A 20,013-nucleotide genomic window follows, 5' to 3' on the forward strand; every position below is an offset into this window, starting at 1 on the left:
ATAAACCTCCCGGTTAAAATATGGACTGGAATTTACCCATCTCAACCTGGATGGACTTCACCTGGGTGTAACTCTGAAGCGTCATGACGCCGTTCTCACGGCCAATGCCGGAGTGTTTGTAGCCGCCCACCGGCATCTCTGCGGCGGATTCGCCCCAGGTGTTGATCCAGCAGATGCCCGCTTCGAGCTGATGAATGGCGCCGTGGGCGCGGTTCAGGTCGGTCGTGACGATGCCTGCCGCCAGCCCGTAGTCGGTGTCGTTGGCGCGGCGAATCGCTTCCTCAATGGACTCATAGGTGAGGATGGACATCACCGGGCCGAAGATCTCTTCGCGCACGATGGTCATCTCGTCGGTGCAGTCGGTGAACACGGTTGGGGCGACCCACGCGCCGTTATCAAAGCCGTCACCCTTCAGCACGTCACCGCCGCACAGCACGCGCGCGCCTTCCTCTTTGCCTTTGGTGATGTAGCGCAACACGCTGTCCCGGTGCGGGAAGCTAACCATCGGGCCAAAGTTGGTGCTTTCATCGAACAAATCGCCCGCGCGGATGCGGCCCACGCGCTCAACGATTTTTTGCTCAAACGCGGCTTTGAACTTCGCGGGCACGAACACGCGGGTGCCATTGGTGCACACCTGGCCGGAGCTGAAGAAATTGGCCATCATGGCGATATCTGCCGCGAGATCCAGATCCGCATCGTCAAACACTATCAGCGGGGATTTACCGCCCAGCTCCATCGTCACCTCTTTCAGGGACGAGGCCGCCGAGTTCGCCATCACCTTTTTGCCGCTGGCGACGCCGCCGGTAAAGGAGACTTTGGCGATGCCCGGATGCTCGGTCAGGAACTGGCCGGTCTCTGCGCCTACGCCCGGCAGGACGTTAAACACGCCGTCCGGCAGGCCCGCCTCGGTGTAGATCTCCGCCAGTTTCAGGGCGGTAAGCGGCGTCACTTCGCTCGGCTTGAAGATCATTGCGTTGCCCGCCGCCAGCGCCGGCGCGGATTTCCACAGGGCGATCTGGATCGGGTAGTTCCACGCGCCGATGCCCGCCACCACGCCCAGCGGCTCGCGGCGCGTGTAGACGAATGAGGTGTCGCGCAGCGGGATCTGGCTGCCTTCCAGCGCCGGGATCAGCCCCGCGTAGTACTCCAGCACGTCCGCGCCGGTGACGATGTCGACGGTCGAGGTTTCGGAATACGCTTTACCGGTGTCGAGGGTTTCCAGCGTTGCCAGCTCGTCGTTACGCTCGCGCAGGATATCGACGGCGCGACGCAGGATGCGCGAGCGCTCCATGGCGGTCATCGCCGCCCAGATTTTTTGCCCGCGCTTTGCGCTTTCGACGGCGCGGTCCACGTCTTCGCGCCCGGCGGCCTGCACGGTCGCCAGAACTTCACCGTTCGCCGGGTTGATGGTCTCGAAGGTGCGACCGCTGGTGGCGGATGTATAACCACCATTGATATAAAGCTGCTGTTCTGCCATTCGGGACATAAATTCTCCTCGGTTAGTCGGTCGGTAAATGCTGGCTGATAAAGTGGCTGGTAAGCGACTGGGCCAGGGTTTTATCCAGCGGTTTGCCGCTGAGCGCAGCGCGCAGCCACAGCCCGTCAATCAGTGCGGCGAGCCCGTAGCCCGCCTCTTCAGCCTGTTCACGCGGCAGCTCGCGGCGGAACTCGTACACCAGGTTTGAGAGCAACCGACGGCTGCTGACCTGCTGCAAACGGTAGAGCATCGGCTGATGCATGCTGCTGGCCCAGAAGGCCAGCCAGGCCTTCATCGCCGCGCCGCTAACCTGAGTTTCATCAAAATTGCCGCCGACAATCGCCTGCAAGCGCTGCTCTGCACTGCCGTCCGGCAGGGCGCGTAAACGGCTTAATACCGCGTCGCGCAGCTGACCGGTGATGTCGCGCATGGTCGCTTCCAGCAGACCGTTTTTATCTTTGAAATAGTGGCTGATGATCCCCGTGGATACGCCCGCCCGACGGGCGATCTGCGCGATGGTTGCGTCATGCATTCCCACTTCATTAATTGCTTCCAGCGTGGCATCGATTAGCTGCCTGCGCCGGATCGGCTGCATCCCCACTTTGGGCATTTTTGCCACTCCATTCATCAGCGTTGGTAATCTATTAAAGCGGTTTTTGATTGGACGTTCAATATAAAATGTGTCTTAATTGTTGCGATTTTGGATTTCAATAGTTACAAAAACAGTGGGGATACTGGATGACAGACCTTTCACAAGACAGAGAAAAAGACAAAATCAACCCGGTCGTTTTTTATACGTCCGCCGGGCTGATTTTGTTGTTTTCCCTGACGACCATCTTCTTTCGTGATTTTTCTGCCGAGTGGATTGGGCGCACTCTGGACTGGGTGTCAAAGACCTTCGGCTGGTACTATCTGCTGGCCGCGACGCTTTACATCGTGTTCGTGGTCTGCATTGCCTGCTCGCGCTTCGGTTCGGTAAAGCTCGGGCCAGAGCAGTCTAAGCCCGAGTTCAGCCTGCTGAGCTGGGCCGCAATGCTGTTTGCCGCAGGCATCGGCATCGACCTGATGTTCTTCTCCGTGGCGGAACCGGTCACGCAATATATGCAGCCGCCGGAAGGGGCAGGGCAGACGATGGAGGCCGCGCGCCAGGCGATGGTCTGGACGCTGTTCCACTACGGCCTGACGGGCTGGTCGATGTACGCCCTGATGGGCATGGCGCTCGGATACTTTAGCTATCGTTATAATTTGCCCCTTACCATCCGCTCCGCGCTGTACCCGATTTTCGGCAAAAAGATCAACGGTCCGATTGGCCACAGCGTCGACATTGCGGCGGTGATCGGCACCATCTTCGGCATCGCCACCACGCTCGGAATTGGCGTGGTGCAGCTCAACTACGGGCTGAGCGTGCTGTTTGACATCCCGGATTCGATGGCGGCGAAGGCGGCGCTGATTGCGCTGTCGGTGATTATCGCCACCATCTCGGTGACCTCCGGCGTGGATAAAGGGATTCGCGTGCTCTCCGAACTGAACGTCGCGCTGGCGCTGGGGCTGATCCTGTTCGTGCTGTTTATGGGCGACACCTCGTTCCTGCTCAATGCCTTAGTACTGAACGTGGGTGATTACGTGAACCGCTTTATGGGCATGACGCTGAACAGCTTCGCCTTTGACCGTCCGACAGAGTGGATGAACAACTGGACGCTGTTCTTCTGGGCGTGGTGGGTGGCGTGGTCGCCGTTTGTCGGCCTGTTCCTGGCGCGTATTTCGCGTGGGCGGACCATCCGTCAGTTCGTGATGGGCACGCTGATTATCCCGTTCACCTTTACCCTGCTGTGGCTGTCGATTTTCGGCAACAGCGCGCTGCACGAGATCATCCACGGCAATGCGACTTTTGCCCAGGAAGCGATGGCGCACCCGGAGCGCGGCTTCTACAGCCTGCTGGCGCAGTACCCGGCGTTCACCTTTAGCGCGTCCGTAGCGACCATCACCGGCCTGCTGTTCTATGTCACCTCGGCGGACTCTGGCGCGCTGGTGCTGGGGAACTTCACCTCGAAGCTCAAGGACATTAACAGCGACGCGCCGAACTGGCTGCGCATCTTCTGGTCCGTCGCCATCGGCCTGCTGACGCTCGGCATGCTGATGACCAACGGTATCTCTGCGTTGCAGAACACGACGGTGATCATGGGCCTGCCGTTCAGCTTCGTGATCTTCTTCGTGATGGCCGGGCTGTATAAATCGCTTAAGGTGGAAGACTACCGCCGCGTCAGCGCCAGCCGCGACACCGCCCCGCGTCCGCTGGGCGCGCAGGACAGGCTGAGCTGGAAAAAACGCCTCTCGCGCCTGATGAATTACCCCGGTACGCGCTACACCAAACAGATGATGGAGACGGTCTGTTTCCCGGCGATGGAAGAGGTGGCCCAGGAGCTGAAGCTGCGTGGCGCCTACGTGGAGCTGAAAAACCTGCCCCCGGAAGAGGGCGAAAATCTGGGGCACCTGGATCTGCTGGTGCACATGGGCGACGAGCAGAACTTTGTCTATCAGATCTGGCCGCAGCAGTATTCGGTGCCCGGGTTCACCTACCGCGCGCGCAGCGGGAAGTCGACCTACTACCGCCTGGAGACGTTCCTGCTGGAAGGCAGCCAGGGGAATGATCTGATGGATTACAGCAAGGAGCAGGTGATTACGGACATTCTGGACCAGTATGAACGGCACCTGAACTTTATCCATCTGCACAGGGAAGCACCGGGGAATAGCGTGATGTTCCCGGATGTCTAAACGGATTCTTAAAATACCTTCAAACTGTATATAAATACAGTTATTTGGCGCAGCATTACTCAAGGAAGAGTAACCATGCAGCAAGAGCCTGATGCTGAAGCATTCGGGCTTTTGCTGCGTTTAGGGAAGGAACTATGGATGAGTCATGCGATAGAGTTTATCGAAACATCACTCTTTACCCGACAGATTAAAAGCATTGCTACGGATGATGAATTAAAGGATCTGCAAAAGGAACTTATTGCCTGGCCTGATAAAGGTGACCTGATCCAGCAGACGGGGGGGTTACGTAAAATAAGGATGGCGGCAGGCTCAAAGGGAAAGAGAGGGGGGATCAGAGTGATTTACTTTCTTGCCACAGAGGAGGTGATCTATTTCATTATGGCCTATCCAAAATGCATAAAGGACAGCCTGACAGAGACAGAGAAAGCAGAACTTAAAAAGCTGACTTCCATTCTGAAAAATACTGCTTCCAGTGCCGTAAATTTGAGGTGTACTATGTACCCTAATCAGGCAGGTGGAGGCTGATAATGAGTATTTTTAATGAATTAAAATCTTCGCTTGAAGAGGCCGTTGAGATCCATAACGGAAGAAAAGCCGCTTCCCGGGTAACCCGCTATGAAGTTGCTGATGTGCGCGCCATCAGAGAGCAGCTCAATATCACGCAAAGCGAAATGGCGAAGGCGCTTGGCACGAGCGTCGATACGATAAAGAGCTGGGAGTCTAAACGTCGCAACCCAACCGGGCTGGCGGCGAAGGTACTTAATGTGATTCGGGAGAATCCTGCATTTTATAAGGCACTTGCCGGGCAGTGAGTCGCCCTTATGCCGGGTGGCGCTGCGCTTACCCGGCCTACAAAACTCCAAAACTGCTTTACCGTAGGCCTGATAAGCGAAGCGCCATCAGGCTCTCCCTCCGTTGACACAACTTTAATGATAATTATTTTCATTTAAATATAGCCTGTGCTATACCTTATAGCACAGGCTAATTTTGCTTTGATTTTAATCACCTCAGGAGACTTCTGCGATGCATCCACGGCAAGGATTGAAGCGTCTGTTGCTCGGCGCGCTGCTCATGACCGCGACCACCACGGGCGCGCTGGCGGCTGAAAAGTTCCAGGTCATCACCACTTTTACCGTTATCGCTGATATGGCGAAAAACGTGGCGGGGGATGCTGCAGAGGTCACCTCCATCACCAAACCGGGCGCGGAAATTCACGAATACCAGCCCACCCCGGGCGATATCAAACGCGCACAGAAGGCACAGCTGATCCTGGCGAACGGCATGAATCTGGAGCTGTGGTTCCAGCGCTTTTATCAGCATCTGAACGGTGTGCCGGAGGTGATTGTCACCAAAGGCATCACCCCGATGGGCATCAGCGAAGGGCCCTATAACGGCAAGCCCAATCCGCACGCGTGGATGTCGCCGGACAACGCCCTGATTTACGTCGATAACATCCGCGACGCGCTGGTGAAGTACGATCCGGCCAACGCACAGACGTATCAGCGCAACGCTGATGCTTACAAGCAGAAGATCACCGCCACTCTCGAACCGCTGCGCAAGCAGGTCGCGGAGATACCGGAAGACAAACGCTGGATGGTGACCAGCGAAGGGGCTTTTTCCTATCTGGCGCGGGATTTGGGCCTGAAGGAGCTTTACCTGTGGCCGATCAACGCCGATCAGCAGGGCACGCCCCAGCAGGTGCGCAAGGTTATCGATCTGGTGAAAAAACATCACATTCCGGCGGTGTTCAGCGAAAGCACGGTCTCCGATAAGCCCGCCCGTCAGGTGGCGCGTGAAACCGGCGCCCACTATGGCGGCGTGCTGTACGTCGACTCTCTGAGCGCGGAAAACGGCCCGGTGCCAACCTATATCGATCTGCTGAACGTCACCACCCGCACGCTGGTGCAGGGCATCCGCGACGGGATGAAGGAGTAATCATGCAGAAAGGTATTGTTGTAACCGACGTGACCGTGACCTACCGCAACGGCCACACGGCGCTGCGCGACGCGTCGTTCAGCGTGCCGGGCGGATCGATTGCTGCCCTGGTGGGGGTGAACGGTTCCGGCAAGTCCACGCTGTTTAAGGCGGTGATGGGGTTTGTGCGGGCGGCGAGCGGCACTATCTCCATTCTGGGGCTGCCGCCTCACCGGGCGCTGCGTCAGAACCTGGTCGCCTACGTGCCGCAGTCGGAAGAGGTCGACTGGTCGTTTCCGGTGCTCGTCGAGGACGTGGTGATGATGGGCCGCTACGGGCATATGGGGTTTCTGCGTCGTCCCAAAGAATGCGATAAGCAGATCGTCACCGACGCCCTGAAGCGTGTGGATATGCTCGAGCTGCGTCATCGGCAGATTGCCGAGCTGTCCGGCGGGCAGAAGAAGCGCGTGTTTCTGGCCCGTGCGATTGCCCAGCAGGGCGAGGTGATCCTGCTCGACGAGCCGTTTACCGGCGTGGACGTCAAAACCGAAGCCAGGATCATCAGCCTGCTGCGGGAGCTGCGTGACGAGGGTAAAACGATGCTGGTCTCGACCCACAATCTGGGCTCGGTCACGGAATTCTGCGATTACACGGTGATGGTCAAAGGCACCGTGCTGGCGAGCGGCCCGACGGATATCACCTTTACCGCCGAGAATCTTGAGCGCGCCTTCAGCGGCGTGCTGCGCCACGTGGTGCTCAGCGGCTCGGAAGATCGCATCATAACCGACGACGAGCGCCCCTTCGTGACGCACCGACAGGAGGCCAAATGAACGCGCTTCTCGAACCCTTCGGCTACGAGTACATGCTCAACGCGATGTGGGTCTCGGCGATGGTGGGCGGGCTGTGCGCGTTTCTCTCCTGCTATTTGATGCTTAAAGGCTGGTCGCTGATCGGCGATGCGCTGTCGCACTCCATCGTGCCGGGCGTAGCGGGCGCTTACATGCTCGGGCTGCCGTTCTCGCTGGGGGCGTTTTTATCGGGCGGGCTGGCGGCGGGCAGCATGCTGTTTCTCAACCAGCGCAGCCGCCTGAAGGAGGACGCCATTATCGGGCTGATCTTCTCCTCGTTTTTCGGGCTGGGGCTGTTTATGGTCTCGCTCAACCCGACCTCGGTGAACATTCAGACCATCGTCCTCGGCAATATTCTGGCTATCGCCCCGGAAGATATCGTCCAGCTGGCGATTATCGGCGTGGTGTCGATAGTTATCCTGCTGTTCAAATGGAAAGATCTGATGGTGACCTTTTTTGATGAGAACCACGCCCGCGCCATCGGCCTGCGTCCTGAACGCCTGAAAATTCTCTTCTTCACGCTGCTGGCGGTCTCTACCGTGGCGGCGCTGCAAACCGTCGGCGCGTTTCTGGTGATCTGTCTGGTAGTCACGCCCGGCGCGACCGCGTGGCTGCTGACCGACCGCTTCCCGCGCCTGCTGATGATTGCCGTCGCCATTGGCAGCATCACCAGCTTCCTCGGCGCGTGGGCCAGCTATTACCTGGACGGCGCCACCGGCGGCATTATCGTGGTCGCCCAGACGCTGCTGTTTCTGCTGGCGTTCGTCTTTGCGCCGAAGCACGGACTGCTTGCCAGCCGTCGTCGGGCGCGGGAGGCACACCCATGATGACGCTGCTCCTCGAACCCTTCCAGTTTGCGTTTATGAACAACGCGCTGCTGATTTCACTCCTGGTGGCCGTGCCCTGCGCGCTGCTGTCGGTTTTTCTGGTGCTGAAAGGCTGGGCGTTGATGGGCGACGCCATGAGCCACGCGGTGTTTCCCGGCGTCGTGCTGGCCTGGATGATGGGCCTGCCGCTGGCGCTGGGCGCGTTCGTGGCCGGTCTGTTCTGCGCGGTCGCCACCGGATACCTGAAGGATAACAGCCGCATCAAACAGGATACGGTCATGGGGATCGTCTTTTCCGGCATGTTCGGCGCCGGGCTGATCCTCTATATCGCTGTCAAACCTGAGGTGCATCTCGACCACATTCTGTTCGGCGATATGCTGGGTATTAACGGGATGGACATTCTGCAAAGCGGTCTCGTCGCGGGGATGATTGCGCTGGTGATTGGCCTGAAGTGGCGCGATTTTCTGCTGTTCTGCTTTGACTATCAGCAGGCGCAGGCGAGTGGCCTGCGCACCCGCTGGCTGCACTACGGCTTACTGTGCATGGTTTCGCTGACCATCGTCGCGACGCTGAAAGCGGTGGGGATCATTCTGTCGATTTCCCTGCTGATTGCCCCCGGCGCGGTGGCGGTGCTGATTACCCGACGCTTTCACATGGCGCTGCTGGTGGCGGTCGCCGTTTCAGCGCTGGTGTCGGTAAGCGGCGTTTATGCCTCGTTTTATCTCGACAGCGCGCCTGCGCCGACCATTGTGGTCCTGTTCGCGATGGTGTTTATCGTGACGTTTGTGGTGACCAGCGTGAAGGCTCGTCGCCAGGAGCGTGTGACAGCAGAGTGATGACCTGTTCGCCGTGCTGCTGCCAGTGCAGGGGGAAGGCGGTGCCTTCTTGAAAGTCTGCTAGTTGACAGGTCAATGCCAGCGTAAGCGTCTTATCGTCGAGCTTGGTAACGCGGGCGCAGTCAAAACCCATCCAGGCCTGTACCTGCGGAAAGAGGGCCTTAAACAGGCTCTCTTTGGCGCTGAAGACCAGCGTCAGGGCGAGGGCGAACGGGTATCCCAGGCGGGAAAGCACAGGTTCTTCCTGTGTATCAATGATGCCGTCTTTGATTTCCCTGGCTTCGTTTTCGGAGAGGATCGTTTCACAATCGATGCCGATAAGCACCGGGTATTGCGTGACGACGGCTATCGCCTGCGTGCCGCTGTGGGTGATGCTGCCGGAAATTCCTTGCGGCCAGAGCGGTTCCCCGCTGGGGCCGATGGCGGGCATGGTGTAGTCAGGTAAGGCGTGCGCGGCGGCGATGCGGCCTGCGAGGTGGTCGGCCTTGCGTTTGCGTCCGGCGTTAGCCAACTGGGCGTGGTGGGGGAGCCAGAGGAGATCGGCGTCCGTAAAGGTGGTGGGGTCGAAGGTGATGCGGTGGAGGGTGTGGCCAGCGAGAGAAAATGTGCTGTGGGTGGTGTGCATGGCTTTTCCTTCTGTATTGTGCGGCCTGATGCCCTCACCCCGGCCCTCTCCCAAAGGGAGAGGGAGCAAACACTAAAAACGGCAACGGGGTTGCCGTTTTGCTTTTACCTCGCCCTCACCCCGGCCCTCTCCCACAGGGAGAGGGGGAAGTCACTGCCTGTATCAGAACCTCGTATTTACGCTCATGTACCAGGTGCGACCCGGTTCATTATACGTATACGCACCCGCGCCGTACATATACGCACCCGTCGTGGTATTACCCGTGGTCTGGGCGTTACCCGCGCGCCACTGGCGCTTGTCGAAGACGTTGTCCACGCCGCCGGTCAGGCTGACGTTTTTGGTCACGTCCCAGGTCGCGCTCAGGCCAACGATGCTGTACGGGCTGACTTCGTCTTTCTCAGACCCGGTCACCGGCTGACCTTTGTAGTTGTACTTCTTCGGCTGCTGCTTGCCGTACCAGGTGAAGGTCGACTGCAATGAGACATCCTGACGTACCTGCCAGCTCAGGGTAGAGTTCAGCGTATACTCCGGGATGATCGACAGACGATCGCCGGTCTCCTTGTTCTTACTTTGCAGCATGTAGGTGATGTTGTTGGTCCAGTTGATGGTGTCGCTGACCGGCACGTTCAGGGAGCCTTCCAGACCTTCCACTACCGCCTTCGGCACGTTTTCCCACTGGTAGATGTCGGTGGTGACTTTGCCGGTGGACGTCTGGCCAATCGGCGCGTAGCCCGCTTCAATCTTGTTGCGGTAGTCGTTGCGGAACCAGGTCACGCCAGCCAGCCAGCCGTCGCGTTTCCACTCCAGGCCAATCTCTTTGTTGATACTGGTTTCCGCTTTCAGATCGTCGTTACCCATCATGTAGCAGCCCACGCCGTCGGAGCTGGCGTAGCAGCCCTGGCCTTTACTGTACAGCAGGTAGTTCGGGTTGGTCTGATACAGGCTTGGCGCTTTATAGGCGCGCGCGATGCCCATCTTCAGGGTGAAGTCATCCCCCAGACCTTGCGACAGGTTCAGGGACGGGCTCCAGTTATTACCCACAATAGTATGGTGGTCGAAGCGCAGGGCAGGGGTCAGCATGGTGCTGTCGGTCAGCTCCATGTTGTTTTCGGCAAACAGGGAGAAGATCTCCGCTGACGTGTACGGGCTACGATCTTCGCTCATGCCCGGGATGGTGCCCCCCTGCTGGGTTTGTGTAAAGGAGGTTGAGTCCTTCATGCGCTGCTGGTTCCACTCGGTGCCGAGCGTCAGGTTCTGGTTCACAATGAAATCAAATGGCAGGTTGATTTCGCTGTGCAGCATCACGTCGGCCAGATCGGTATCGGTGAATTTATTGCTGTTGAACAGGCCTTCCAGACCGCCTGCCAGCCCTTCACCCAGACGAGAGTTGCGGGTGTGCTCGTACTGCGCCCAGTTGCTGGTGGTGATGCCGTTATCCCAGCCGCCGTTCCAGGTCACGGCGAAGTTCTGACGATAGATACGGTTAGTCTCTTTACCGTAGTTCTTCTTCACCAGCGCGTTGTCGTTGTTGGTGTTCTGCGTGTCGCCCGCATACAGGTTGTTCTGGCGGCTGTAGCCCGCTTCAAACTCCAGCGACTGCATCGGCGCGAAGTCCCAGCGCACCACGCCGTTGATGTCTTTATTTTCCACACCTTCACGGCCTGCGGGCAGGGTGTTGGCGTAAGCGCCCGTGCGGTCAGACTGGTGACCCTGGTTGATATCCCACGCGTCGGCCTGGGTTTTATCCAGGTTACCGTACATGCGGAAGCTGAAATCCCCGCCCAGCGGGCCGCTCAGGCTGAAGTTGGTGCGTTTGGTGGAACCTTCGTCTTTATGCTCTGGCGCGTTCAGGTAGGTGTTCCAGGAGCCGTGCCACTGGTCGTCAAATTTTTTGGTGATGATGTTCACCACGCCGCCCGCCGCACCATTACCGTAGCGGGCAGCAGCCGGGCCACGGATCACTTCGATGCGCTCGATCATCTCCGGCGGGACCCAGCCGGTATCGCCGCGGGTATCACGCTCGCCGCGCCAGCCCAGACGGATGGAGTTGCGGCTGGTGACCGGCTTGCCGTCGATCAGGATCAGGGTGTTTTCCGGGCCCATGCCGCGAATGTCAATCTGACGGTTGTTCCCGCGCTGGCCGCTGGTGGAGTTGCCGGTCAGGTTAACGCCCGGCATGGTGCGGATGATTTCCGCCACGTCACGCGCTGGCGGGTTTTTGCGGATCTCATCGGCGGTGATGGTCGACACGCCCGGCGCCTGCAAATTCTGCTCGGCGGCGGTGATCACCATGGTGTCTTCGTGCTGCGCGGAGGCGGTATTGTCATCTGCCATGACGGGCAGCGCGACACCATAAATCCCTAAATTGACCAGCAAGGCCAGAGAGTGAATCTTCTTATTCATTGTACGTCCCGCTTTTATGGTTATTTAATGAGCGCGCTTCCCACAGCGCGGGCATTACGCTATTGCAAATGCAAATAGTTATCAATAATATTATCAATAAAATTTGCTCTGAAACAAAAAAGACTGTTAAACATGGGGTTATAAGGGTGACGGTGTTAACAACCGGAAGTGAAGCGTGGTGGCAGGCGAAAAACGGGCCGGAACGGGAACGTCATCAGGAAAACTATCGCGTGACATTCTGGTGGCGGGACCCGGCGGGAACGCAGAAAACCTCGACGGTGAAACGCGTCTGGCTCTACGTCACCGGCGTGACCGATCACCATCAAAATGCCCGTCCGCAATCCCTTGAACGTGTCCCGGATACCGACGTCTGGCAGTGGCAGGGCGAGTTCAGCCCCGAATGGCGCGGCAGCTACTGTTTTATCCCCTCCGATAACGAAAACGATTTTGCCGATGCAGTGTTTGAAGGCGAGCAGCCGGACCGCATGGCGCTGCGCGAAGGCTGGCGTAAACTGTTGCCGCACGCGGTGTCCGACCCGCTGAATCCGCAGAGCTGGCGCGGCGGGCGCGGGCACGCCGTCTCGGCGCTGGAGATGCCGGAGGCGCCCGTACAGCCCGGCTGGAACCATCCCGATACCCCTTACAATAAGCCTGTCTGTATTGATTGGCACAGCGCGCGTCTGAAGAACCGTCGCCGCGTGTGGATTTTTACCACCGGGGATGAAAGCCCCGAGCGCCCGCTGGCGGTGCTCCTTGACGGGCAGTTCTGGGCCGAAAGCATGCCCGTCTGGCCTGCTCTGGCGTCGCTCACCCATGAAGGCAAACTGCCGCCTGCGGTTTATGTCTTAATTGACGTCATTGACACCGCACACCGCAGCCGCGAGCTGCCGTGCAACCCTGATTTCTGGCTGGCAGTGCAGGAAGAACTTCTCCCGCAAGTGAAAAGCATGGCCCCGTTCAGCGACCGCGCCGACCATACCGTGGTGGCGGGTCAGAGCTTCGGCGGACTCTCTTCCCTCTATGCGGGCCTCAACTGGCCGCAGCGTTTTGGCTGCATCCTCAGCCAGTCCGGATCCTACTGGTGGCCGCACCGCGGCGCGCAGCAGGACGGGCTGCTCATCGAACAACTCAAAGCGGGTGAAAAAACCGCTCGCGGGCTGCGCATCGTCCTTGAGGCCGGGCGCAACGAGCCGCTTATTTTGCGCGCAAACCAGGCGATCCTCGCCGAACTACACACTCAGCAACCGGTTTTCTGGCGTCAGGTTGACGGCGGACACGATGCGCTTTGCTGGCGCGGTGGGCTGACGCAGGGGCTGATGACCCTCTGGCAGCCGCTTATTCAATAACGGAGTCTGTATGGAATTCAGCAATCCTTTCGATAATCCGCAGGGACAGTTCGCCATTTTGCAAAATGACCAGGGGCAGTACAGCCTGTGGCCGCAGCAGTGCGAGTTGCCCGCGGGCTGGCGCGTGGTCTGCGAACCGCAATCTCAGGAGGCGTGCCAGCAGTGGCTGGCGGAACAGTGGCAGACGCTTGAGCCGTTTTATTTTGCGGGGGAGCGCGCATGAACCGTCTCCCTCTTGTCGCCGCCCAGCCGGGGATTTGGATGGCAGAGCAGCTTTCCTCCCTGCCAAACGCCTGGAGCGTCGCGCACTATACCGAGCTGAAAGGCGCTATCGATGCGCCATTGCTGGCAAAAGCCATCGCTGAAGGCATGATGCAGGCCGACACCCTGCGGATGCGTTTTGCCGAAGATAACGGTGAGGTGTGGCAGTGGATCGATGAGGCCATGCTCCTGCCGGAGCCGTCCATCGTGCGCGTTGACTCCCACGACGCCGCCGTGGCGCTGATGGAGGCCGATCTCAAGCAGAACCTGCGCGTCGACAGCGGTCAGCCGCTGGCGTTTCACCAGCTGATCCAGGTGGGAGAAAGCCACTGGTACTGGTATCAGCGGTATCATCATCTGGTGGTAGATGGCTTCAGTTTCCCGGCCATTACGCGTCAGATCGCCGCCATTTACGCTGCGTGGCAGAAAGGGGAACGCGCGCCCGCCTCCCCGTTTACCCCGTTCGCCGAGGTGGTGGAGGAGTACCAGCGCTATCGCGACAGTGAGGCGTATCAGCGCGACGGTGCTTTCTGGGCCGAACAGCGCCAACAGCTTCCTTCTCCGGTCTCGCTCTCTTCCGCGCCCCTGCCTGGACACGCCGCCACCACCGACATCCTGCGCCTGAAAATGGCGATGGACGGACGTGCTTTCAGCCAGCTTGCACAGATGGCAGGCCAGGCGCAGCGTACCGATCTGGCGCTTTCGCTGGTGGTGCTGTGGCTGGGCCGCCTGACCGGACGGCTGGACTACGCCGCCGGGTTTATCTTTATGCGCCGCATGGGCTCCGCCGCGCTGACCGCGACCGGACCGGTGCTCAACGTCCTGCCGCTGGCGGTGAATATTCGCCCGCACGAGAGCCTGCCGGAACTGGCGCTGCGCCTGGCGAACCAGCTGAAAAAGATGCGTCGCCATCAGCGTTACGACGCCGAACAGATCGTGCGCGACAGCGGACGTGCCGCAGGCGATGAAGCCCTGTTTGGTCCGGTGCTGAACGTCAAGGTGTTCGATTATCAGCTGGATATCGACGGCGTGGAGGCCATTACCCACACGCTGGCGACCGGCCCGGTGAACGATCTGGAGCTTGCGCTGTTCCCGGACGAGCAGGGCGGACTGAGCATTGAGATCCTCGCCAACGGGCAGCGTTACGACGAGGCGACGCTAAAGGGCCACGCGGCGCGGCTGAACGCAATGCTGACGCAGTTTGCCGCCAACCCGGACCTGCGCTGTGGCGACGTGGAAACCGTATCAGAGCAGGAGTATGCCCGGCTGGCGCGCATCAACGATACCGGGCTGGCGCTGCCGTCCACCACGCTGGCGGATCTGGTCGCGGAGCAGGCGAGCAAAACGCCGGACGCCCCCGCGCTGGCGGATGCCCATACTGAACTGAACTACCGCCAGATGCGCGAGCAGGTGGTCGCGCTGGCAAACCTGCTGCGCGCGCGCGGCGTGAAGCCGGGCGACAGCGTGGCGGTGGCGCTTCCGCGCTCGGTGTTCCTGACGTTAGCCTTGCACGGCATTGTGGAGGCGGGCGCCGCGTGGCTGCCGCTCGACACCGGCTACCCGGACGATCGCCTGCGGATGATGCTCGAGGACGCGAAGCCGTCCCTGCTCATTACCACCGACGAGCAGCTTCCGCGCTTTAGCGATCTGCCGATCGCCACCTTTAGTTACAACACACTATTACCGGCCACCGGTGCTGAACCTCTGCGCCTGGCGAAGCCGGAGCAAACCGCGTACATCATCTTTACCTCCGGTTCGACGGGACGTCCAAAAGGGGTGATGGTCGGCCATACCGCCATCGTTAACCGCCTGAAGTGGATGCAGGATCATTATCCACTGACGGCGCATGACGTGGTGGCGCAGAAAACCCCGTGCAGCTTTGACGTGTCGGTGTGGGAGTTCTGGTGGCCGTTTATCGCCGGGGCAAAGCTGGTGATGGCCGAGCCGGACGCGCACCGCGATCCGCAGGCGATGCAGAGCTTCTTCGCAGAATATGGCGTAACCACCACCCACTTCGTGCCGTCGATGCTGGCGGCGTTCGTCGCCTCACTGACGCCGGAAAACGCCCACTGTTGCAGGACGCTGAAGCAGGTGTTCTGTAGCGGCGAGGCGTTGCCGACTGCGCTGTGTCGCGAGTGGGAACAGCTCACTCATGCGCCGCTGCACAACCTCTATGGCCCGACCGAAGCGGCGGTGGACGTCAGCTGGTATCCGGCGTACGGCCCCGAGCTGGCGGCGGTGGAGGGCAACAGCGTGCCGATCGGTTTCCCGGTATGGAATACGGGGCTGCGCATTCTGGATGCGATGATGCGCCCGGTACCGTTCGGCGTGGCGGGGGATCTGTATCTCACCGGCATCCAGCTGGCGCAGGGGTATCTGGGACGCCCCGACCTTACCGCCAGCCGCTTTATCGCCGACCCGTTCGCGCCGGGCGAGCGGATGTACCGCACCGGTGACGTTGCCCGCTGGCTGGATAACGGCGCGGTGGAATATCTGGGCCGCAGCGACGACCAGCTGAAAATTCGCGGCCAGCGCATCGAGCTGGGTGAAATCGACCGGGCCATGCTTGCGCTGCCGGATGTGGCCCAGGCCGTGGCGCACGCCTGCGTGTTCAACCAGGCGGCGGCGACGGGTGGCGATGCCCGACAGCTGGTGGGGTACGTGGTTTCTGAATCTGGCTTACCGCTGGACCGCGACGCGCTGCTTGCATCACTCAAAGCCCAGCTGCCACCGCATATGGTGCCGGTGGTGCTGCTGCAAATCAGCGCGCTGCCGTTAAGCGCCAACGGCAAGCTGGATCGCAAGGCGCTGCCGCTGCCGGAGCTGACCAGCAGAACTTCCGGTCGCGCACCTGAGACGCAAACCGAAGTGGCCGTGGCGCAGGCGTTTTCTTCCCTGCTGGGCTGCGCGGTGAACGATATCGAGGCCGATTTCTTTGCCCTCGGCGGCCACTCGCTGCTGGCGATGCGCCTCGCGGCTCAGCTCAGCCGTGCGTTCAGCCGTAAGGTCACGCCGGGGCAGATTATGGTCGCCTCGACGGTAAGCAAGCTTAGCGCCCTGCTGGACTCGCAGATGAGCGACGAGCAGGCGCAGCGTCTGGGGTATGAAACCCTTCTGCCGCTGCGTGAAAGCAACGGCCCGACGCTGTTCTGCTTCCATCCGGCGTCCGGCTTTGCCTGGCAGTTTAGCGTCCTGGCGCGCTACCTCAGCCCGCGCTGGTCCATCGTCGGCATTCAGTCGCCGCGGCCAAACGGCCCGATGCAGCAGTGCGCGGATCTCGATGGGGTGATCGAACATCATCTGAACACGTTGCGTAAGCAGCAGCCGCAGGGGCCGTATTACCTGTTCGGCTATTCCCTCGGCGGCACGCTGGCGCAGGGCATTGCGGCCCGCCTGCGCGAGCAGGGTGAAGCGGTGGCGTTCCTCGGCCTGCTGGATACCTGGCCGCCGGAAACCCAGAACTGGGCGGAGAAAGAGGCCAACGGCCTCGACCCGGCGGTGCTGGCAGAGATCGAGCGCGAGCGTCAGGCGTTTATCGCCGCCCAGCAGGGGCAGGGCTCCAGCGAGCTGTTTAACGCCATTGAGGGCAACTACGCCGACGCGGTGCGGCTGCTCACCACCGCACACAGCGCGCGCTTTGACGGTAAAGCGACGCTGTTTGTCGCCGAGCGAACGCGAACCCAGGATCCTCAGGCCGCGTGGGCGCCGTGGGTGGGCGAGCTGGAGGTCTACAGCCAGGACTGCGCCCACGTGGATATTATTTCACCGCAGGCGTTTGAGAAAATTGGGCCGGTACTGAAGGAAATTTTAGGATAGTGCAAATGCCCCTCACCCTAACCCTCTCCCACGGGGAGAGGGGATGGTTTGCTCCCTCTCCCTGTGGGAGAGGGCCGGGGTGAGGGCATCAGACCGCACGTTTTCCAAGCGGCACCACCAACGGCGTACCCGCCACCGGATCGTCAATAATCATGCAGCGCATGCCGTAGATCCGCGCGATCAGCTCTGGCGTCACAATCTCCTTCGGCGCGCCCTGCGCCACAATCTCGCCGTCGCGCAGCGCAATCAGATGCGTCGCGTAGCGGCACGCCTGGTTTAAGTCGTGCAACACCGCCGCCAGGGTGTACCCCTGCGTACGGTTCAGCTCGCTCAGCAGCTCCAGCAGGTCAATCTGATGGCTGATATCCAGCCAGGTCGTCGGCTCGTCCAGCAGCATGATCGAGGTTTCCTGCGCCAGCACCATTGCGATCCACGCGCGCTGGCGCTGTCCGCCGGAGAGGGTATCGACGCTTTGCTGGGCCAGCTCGGTGATGCCCGTCGCCTGCATCGCGCGCTTCACGGCCTCGTCGTCCTCCTTGCGCCAGCGGGTAAACAGCGGCTGGTGCGGATAGCGCCCGCGGGAGACCAGCTCCTGCACGGTAATATCCCCCGGCGTGGTGGCGTTTTGCGCCAGCAGCCCAATTCGGCGCGCCACCTCTTTGCTGGCGAAGCGCTGGATCTGCTCCCCGTCGAGGAACACGCTGCCCTCAACCGGCGACATCAGGCGGCTCAGCGTGCGCAGCAATGTTGATTTGCCGCAGCCGTTTGGCCCGATAATGGCGGTGAAGTGGCCGTCCGGAATGGCGACGGATAAGTCCCGGGCAATGATTTTTTTGCCGTAGCCGAGGGTCAAGTTTTCGCCGCGCAAGCGGGTGGTTAAATCTGTCATTTCTTGCGTGACTCCTGAACGAGCAAGACGATGAGGTAAATCCCGCCGAGGCTGACGGTCACCACGCCCACCGGCAGTTGATAAGGCGTAAACAGCCGCTGGGCGCAGAGATCGGCGGCCAGCAGTAATACTGCACCGCACAGCGCCGCCTGGGTTAATCCCCAGCGCGCGGTGCCGCTAAGTCGCCGCGCGATATGCGGCGCGACAAGGGCAATAAACGAGATCGGCCCGGCGATGGCGGTAGACGCTGCGGTCAGCAAGACCGCCACCAGCATCAGCATCAGGCGCGAGCGCTCTACGCTCACGCCCAGCGCGCAGGCGCTATCGTCGCCCATCTCCAGCAGCCGCATGCGCCTGACCAGCAGCAACGCGCCGATAAACATCAGGATAATCAGCGGCGCGGCGGGCCAGGTTTTTACCCACGTCAGACCGTTGAGGGAACCGGCGTACCACAGCCCGGCGGAGAGTGCGGTTTCCAGCGACGCCTGTAGCAGAAGCCAGGTGTTAAACGCCATCAGCATCGCGCGGATGCCGATCCCGATGATGATCAGGCGGAAGGTGTCGATGCCGTTGCGCCAGGCCAGGGCCCAGATAAGCAGGGAGGTGAGAATGCCGCCCGCCATCGCCGTAAAGGTAATGGCCGTGAGATGCTGCCCGAACAGCACCATTGCCACCAGCACGCCGCTCCACGCGCCGGTATTCAGGCCCATCACGTCCGGGCTGCCGAGGGGGTTACGCATCAGCGACTGGAATATCGCGCCGCTGACGCCAAGCGCCGCGCCAACCAGGATCGCCATTGCCACGCGCGGCAGTCGCCATTCGGTGACCACCATGGTGATGTTACGCGGCGCGCTGCCGGTGAGAGCGTGAAAGACCTGCGCGAAATCAAGCGTTACGGCACCGCTTTGCAGGCTCCAGACCGCCAGCAGCAGACAGGCGACGACCAGCAGGGCGACGCTGGTGAGTAAACGACGGGACGGGGCCATCATGCGCCACCCCCGCGTCTGCGTCGTACCAGGAAGATCAGCACCGGCGCGCCGATAAAGGCGCTGACCACCGAGACACGCAGTTCGCCCGGCACCAGCAGGCGGCCCAGCACGTCGGCAAACAGCAGCAGGGCAGGGGTCGCCAGCAGCGTTACCGGGAGGGACCAGCGGTGATCCGCCCCCACCAGCCAGCGCGCCATGTGCGGCATCATCAGGCCGATAAAGGCAATCGGGCCGACCACGGCGGTCGCGCTGCCGCACAGCACGGTGATGGCAAGCAGGCCCGTCAGCTGCGTACGCGCCACGCGGTTGCCGAGGGCGGTCGCGGTGTCACTGCCGAGGCTCAGGCTGTTCAGCGCCCGGCTTAAACAGAGCGCCACGGCGGCAGCGACGCTCGCCGGGATCACCACCACTTTTAAGGTTTCAAGGGTACGAATATCCAGCGAACCCGCCTGCCAGAAGCGCAGCTGGTCATACACGTCCGGGTTGAGCAGGGCGATGCCGTTGGACAAGCCTTCCAGTACCGCCGCGAGCGCTACGCCCGCCAGCGTTAAGCGTACCGGGCTGAGCTGTCCGCCGCCCTGGCTGCCGGTAAACGCCACCACCAGCGAGGCGGCCAGCGCGCCGCAGAAGGCCATCACCAGCTGTTCAGACGGAGAGGTGAAACCAAACAGCGCCGCGCCGAGCACAATGGCGAAACTGGCACCAGAGTTCACGCCGAGAATGCCAGGGTCCGCCAGCGGGTTGCGGGTGAGGGTTTGCATCAGGGCACCGGCAAGGCCGAGCGCACCACCGGCCAGCAGGCCGGCAAGGGTGCGGGGCAGGCGAGCGTCGAGCACGATGGTGCAGTCGGCGCTCTGACAGGTACCGGATAGCGCATCGACAATAACGGACGCGGGCAGCGGTTTTGCGCCGACCAGCAGGCTGAGTGCAATCGCAAGGATTAGCAGTAGCAATAAAACGGGCACGGCAAGGGCGCGCACCGCAGAAGAGGAAAACGACATAGCAACATC

At 60.8% G+C, this 20,013-nt stretch carries 17 protein-coding genes; 10 read left to right on the forward strand and 7 right to left on the reverse strand.

Features of this window, described 5'->3' with window-relative positions:
• Nucleotides 1-13 precede the first annotated feature (13 nt).
• A complete protein-coding gene (gene betB, locus ACOTZD_RS09545; protein WP_174401986.1) occupies nucleotides 14-1,486 on the reverse strand; it encodes a betaine-aldehyde dehydrogenase in 1,473 nt (490 codons plus the stop codon).
• A 13-nt stretch (nucleotides 1,487-1,499) separates the two neighbouring features.
• Nucleotides 1,500-2,087, reverse strand: coding sequence for a transcriptional regulator BetI (gene betI, locus ACOTZD_RS09550; protein ID WP_003858827.1), 588 nt, complete (start codon nucleotides 2,085-2,087; stop codon nucleotides 1,500-1,502).
• Between the two features lie 128 nt (nucleotides 2,088-2,215).
• Here betI and betT point away from each other — a divergent pair, with 128 nt between their 5' ends.
• The 7 genes from betT to ACOTZD_RS09585 all read left to right on the forward strand — a co-directional run bounded on the left by betT (nucleotide 2,216) and on the right by ACOTZD_RS09585 (nucleotide 8,674).
• Complete coding sequence (gene betT / locus ACOTZD_RS09555) at nucleotides 2,216-4,249, forward strand: choline BCCT transporter BetT (protein WP_003858825.1); 2,034 nt, start codon at nucleotides 2,216-2,218, stop codon at nucleotides 4,247-4,249.
• Between the two features lie 138 nt (nucleotides 4,250-4,387).
• Nucleotides 4,388-4,774 carry a type II toxin-antitoxin system RelE/ParE family toxin gene (locus ACOTZD_RS09560; RefSeq protein WP_032610190.1) on the forward strand — a complete coding sequence of 129 codons (387 nt, stop codon included), beginning with the start codon at nucleotides 4,388-4,390 and terminating at the stop codon, nucleotides 4,772-4,774.
• 2 nt (nucleotides 4,775-4,776) lie between these two features.
• Complete coding sequence (gene nadS, locus ACOTZD_RS09565; protein ID WP_003858821.1) at nucleotides 4,777-5,061, forward strand: NadS family protein; 285 nt, start codon at nucleotides 4,777-4,779, stop codon at nucleotides 5,059-5,061.
• Nucleotides 5,062-5,272: 211 nt separating this feature from the next.
• Entirely contained in the window at nucleotides 5,273-6,184 is a 912-nt protein-coding gene (sitA, locus tag ACOTZD_RS09570; RefSeq protein ID WP_003858820.1) for an iron/manganese ABC transporter substrate-binding protein SitA, read from the forward strand.
• Between the two features lie 2 nt (nucleotides 6,185-6,186).
• Nucleotides 6,187-6,993, forward strand: coding sequence for an iron/manganese ABC transporter ATP-binding protein SitB (gene sitB / locus ACOTZD_RS09575; RefSeq protein ID WP_045350570.1), 807 nt, complete (start codon nucleotides 6,187-6,189; stop codon nucleotides 6,991-6,993).
• Nucleotides 6,990-7,838, forward strand: coding sequence for an iron/manganese ABC transporter permease subunit SitC (sitC, locus tag ACOTZD_RS09580; protein WP_022647369.1), 849 nt, complete (start codon nucleotides 6,990-6,992; stop codon nucleotides 7,836-7,838). The genes sitB and sitC overlap by 4 nt, the downstream gene beginning before the upstream one ends.
• Nucleotides 7,835-8,674, forward strand: a complete 840-nt coding sequence (locus tag ACOTZD_RS09585) for a metal ABC transporter permease (protein ID WP_003858815.1) — start codon at nucleotides 7,835-7,837, stop codon at nucleotides 8,672-8,674. The genes sitC and ACOTZD_RS09585 overlap by 4 nt, the downstream gene beginning before the upstream one ends.
• Here ACOTZD_RS09585 and entD read toward each other — a convergent pair.
• Together entD and ACOTZD_RS09595 are read right to left on the reverse strand one after the other, a co-directional pair.
• Nucleotides 8,610-9,299, reverse strand: coding sequence for an enterobactin synthase subunit EntD (gene entD / locus ACOTZD_RS09590; protein WP_174401987.1), 690 nt, complete (start codon nucleotides 9,297-9,299; stop codon nucleotides 8,610-8,612). The two genes, ACOTZD_RS09585 and entD, sit on opposite strands and share 65 nt — an antisense overlap.
• Before the next feature lie 162 nt (nucleotides 9,300-9,461).
• A complete protein-coding gene (locus ACOTZD_RS09595) occupies nucleotides 9,462-11,702 on the reverse strand; it encodes a TonB-dependent siderophore receptor (protein WP_174401988.1) in 2,241 nt (746 codons plus the stop codon).
• A 146-nt stretch (nucleotides 11,703-11,848) separates the two neighbouring features.
• On the opposite strand from ACOTZD_RS09595, the gene fes reads away from it, so the two are divergent.
• The 3 genes from fes to entF are packed head-to-tail and all read left to right on the forward strand — an operon-like array spanning nucleotide 11,849 to nucleotide 17,125.
• Complete coding sequence (fes, locus tag ACOTZD_RS09600; protein WP_045350568.1) at nucleotides 11,849-13,048, forward strand: enterochelin esterase; 1,200 nt, start codon at nucleotides 11,849-11,851, stop codon at nucleotides 13,046-13,048.
• A gap of 10 nt (nucleotides 13,049-13,058) precedes the next feature.
• Nucleotides 13,059-13,271, forward strand: a complete 213-nt coding sequence (locus tag ACOTZD_RS09605) for an MbtH family protein (protein ID WP_003858806.1) — start codon at nucleotides 13,059-13,061, stop codon at nucleotides 13,269-13,271.
• The gene (gene entF / locus ACOTZD_RS09610) at nucleotides 13,268-17,125 is read left to right on the forward strand and encodes an enterobactin non-ribosomal peptide synthetase EntF (RefSeq protein WP_421636270.1); all 3,858 of its coding nucleotides are present in this window, start codon (nucleotides 13,268-13,270) and stop codon (nucleotides 17,123-17,125) included. The genes ACOTZD_RS09605 and entF overlap by 4 nt, the downstream gene beginning before the upstream one ends.
• Nucleotides 17,126-17,213: 88 nt before the next feature.
• Here the strand turns inward: entF and fepC are convergent, their stop codons facing one another.
• From fepC to fepD, 3 genes are read right to left on the reverse strand one after another with little or no spacing between them, the layout of a single operon-like run.
• Nucleotides 17,214-18,014 carry an iron-enterobactin ABC transporter ATP-binding protein gene (fepC, locus tag ACOTZD_RS09615; protein ID WP_022650565.1) on the reverse strand — a complete coding sequence of 267 codons (801 nt, stop codon included), beginning with the start codon at nucleotides 18,012-18,014 and terminating at the stop codon, nucleotides 17,214-17,216.
• The gene (gene fepG / locus ACOTZD_RS09620; RefSeq protein WP_072139725.1) at nucleotides 18,011-19,000 is read right to left on the reverse strand and encodes an iron-enterobactin ABC transporter permease; all 990 of its coding nucleotides are present in this window, start codon (nucleotides 18,998-19,000) and stop codon (nucleotides 18,011-18,013) included. Before fepG ends, fepC begins: the two co-directional genes overlap by 4 nt.
• Nucleotides 19,000-20,004, reverse strand: coding sequence for a Fe(3+)-siderophore ABC transporter permease (gene fepD / locus ACOTZD_RS09625; protein WP_022650567.1), 1,005 nt, complete (start codon nucleotides 20,002-20,004; stop codon nucleotides 19,000-19,002). The genes fepG and fepD overlap by 1 nt, the downstream gene beginning before the upstream one ends.
• Between the last annotated feature and the right edge of the window lie 9 nt (nucleotides 20,005-20,013).

It is taken from the genome of Enterobacter cloacae complex sp. SHL022, assembly GCF_049237785.1.
GTDB lineage: Bacteria > Pseudomonadota > Gammaproteobacteria > Enterobacterales > Enterobacteriaceae > Enterobacter > Enterobacter hormaechei_C.

Coding starts and splice junctions, on each gene's coding strand:
- betB (WP_174401986.1), bottom strand. CDS start 1,486: ATGTCCCGAATGGCAGAACAGCAGCTTTATATCAATGGTGGTTATACA.
- betI (WP_003858827.1), bottom strand. CDS start 2,087: ATGCCCAAAGTGGGGATGCAGCCGATCCGGCGCAGGCAGCTAATCGAT.
- betT (WP_003858825.1), top strand. CDS start 2,216: ATGACAGACCTTTCACAAGACAGAGAAAAAGACAAAATCAACCCGGTC.
- ACOTZD_RS09560 (WP_032610190.1), top strand. CDS start 4,388: ATGAGTCATGCGATAGAGTTTATCGAAACATCACTCTTTACCCGACAG.
- nadS (WP_003858821.1), top strand. CDS start 4,777: ATGAGTATTTTTAATGAATTAAAATCTTCGCTTGAAGAGGCCGTTGAG.
- sitA (WP_003858820.1), top strand. CDS start 5,273: ATGCATCCACGGCAAGGATTGAAGCGTCTGTTGCTCGGCGCGCTGCTC.
- sitB (WP_045350570.1), top strand. CDS start 6,187: ATGCAGAAAGGTATTGTTGTAACCGACGTGACCGTGACCTACCGCAAC.
- sitC (WP_022647369.1), top strand. CDS start 6,990: ATGAACGCGCTTCTCGAACCCTTCGGCTACGAGTACATGCTCAACGCG.
- ACOTZD_RS09585 (WP_003858815.1), top strand. CDS start 7,835: ATGATGACGCTGCTCCTCGAACCCTTCCAGTTTGCGTTTATGAACAAC.
- entD (WP_174401987.1), bottom strand. CDS start 9,299: ATGCACACCACCCACAGCACATTTTCTCTCGCTGGCCACACCCTCCAC.
- ACOTZD_RS09595 (WP_174401988.1), bottom strand. CDS start 11,702: ATGAATAAGAAGATTCACTCTCTGGCCTTGCTGGTCAATTTAGGGATT.
- ACOTZD_RS09605 (WP_003858806.1), top strand. CDS start 13,059: ATGGAATTCAGCAATCCTTTCGATAATCCGCAGGGACAGTTCGCCATT.
- entF (WP_421636270.1), top strand. CDS start 13,268: ATGAACCGTCTCCCTCTTGTCGCCGCCCAGCCGGGGATTTGGATGGCA.
- fepC (WP_022650565.1), bottom strand. CDS start 18,014: ATGACAGATTTAACCACCCGCTTGCGCGGCGAAAACTTGACCCTCGGC.
- fepG (WP_072139725.1), bottom strand. CDS start 19,000: ATGGCCCCGTCCCGTCGTTTACTCACCAGCGTCGCCCTGCTGGTCGTC.
- fepD (WP_022650567.1), bottom strand. CDS start 20,004: ATGTCGTTTTCCTCTTCTGCGGTGCGCGCCCTTGCCGTGCCCGTTTTA.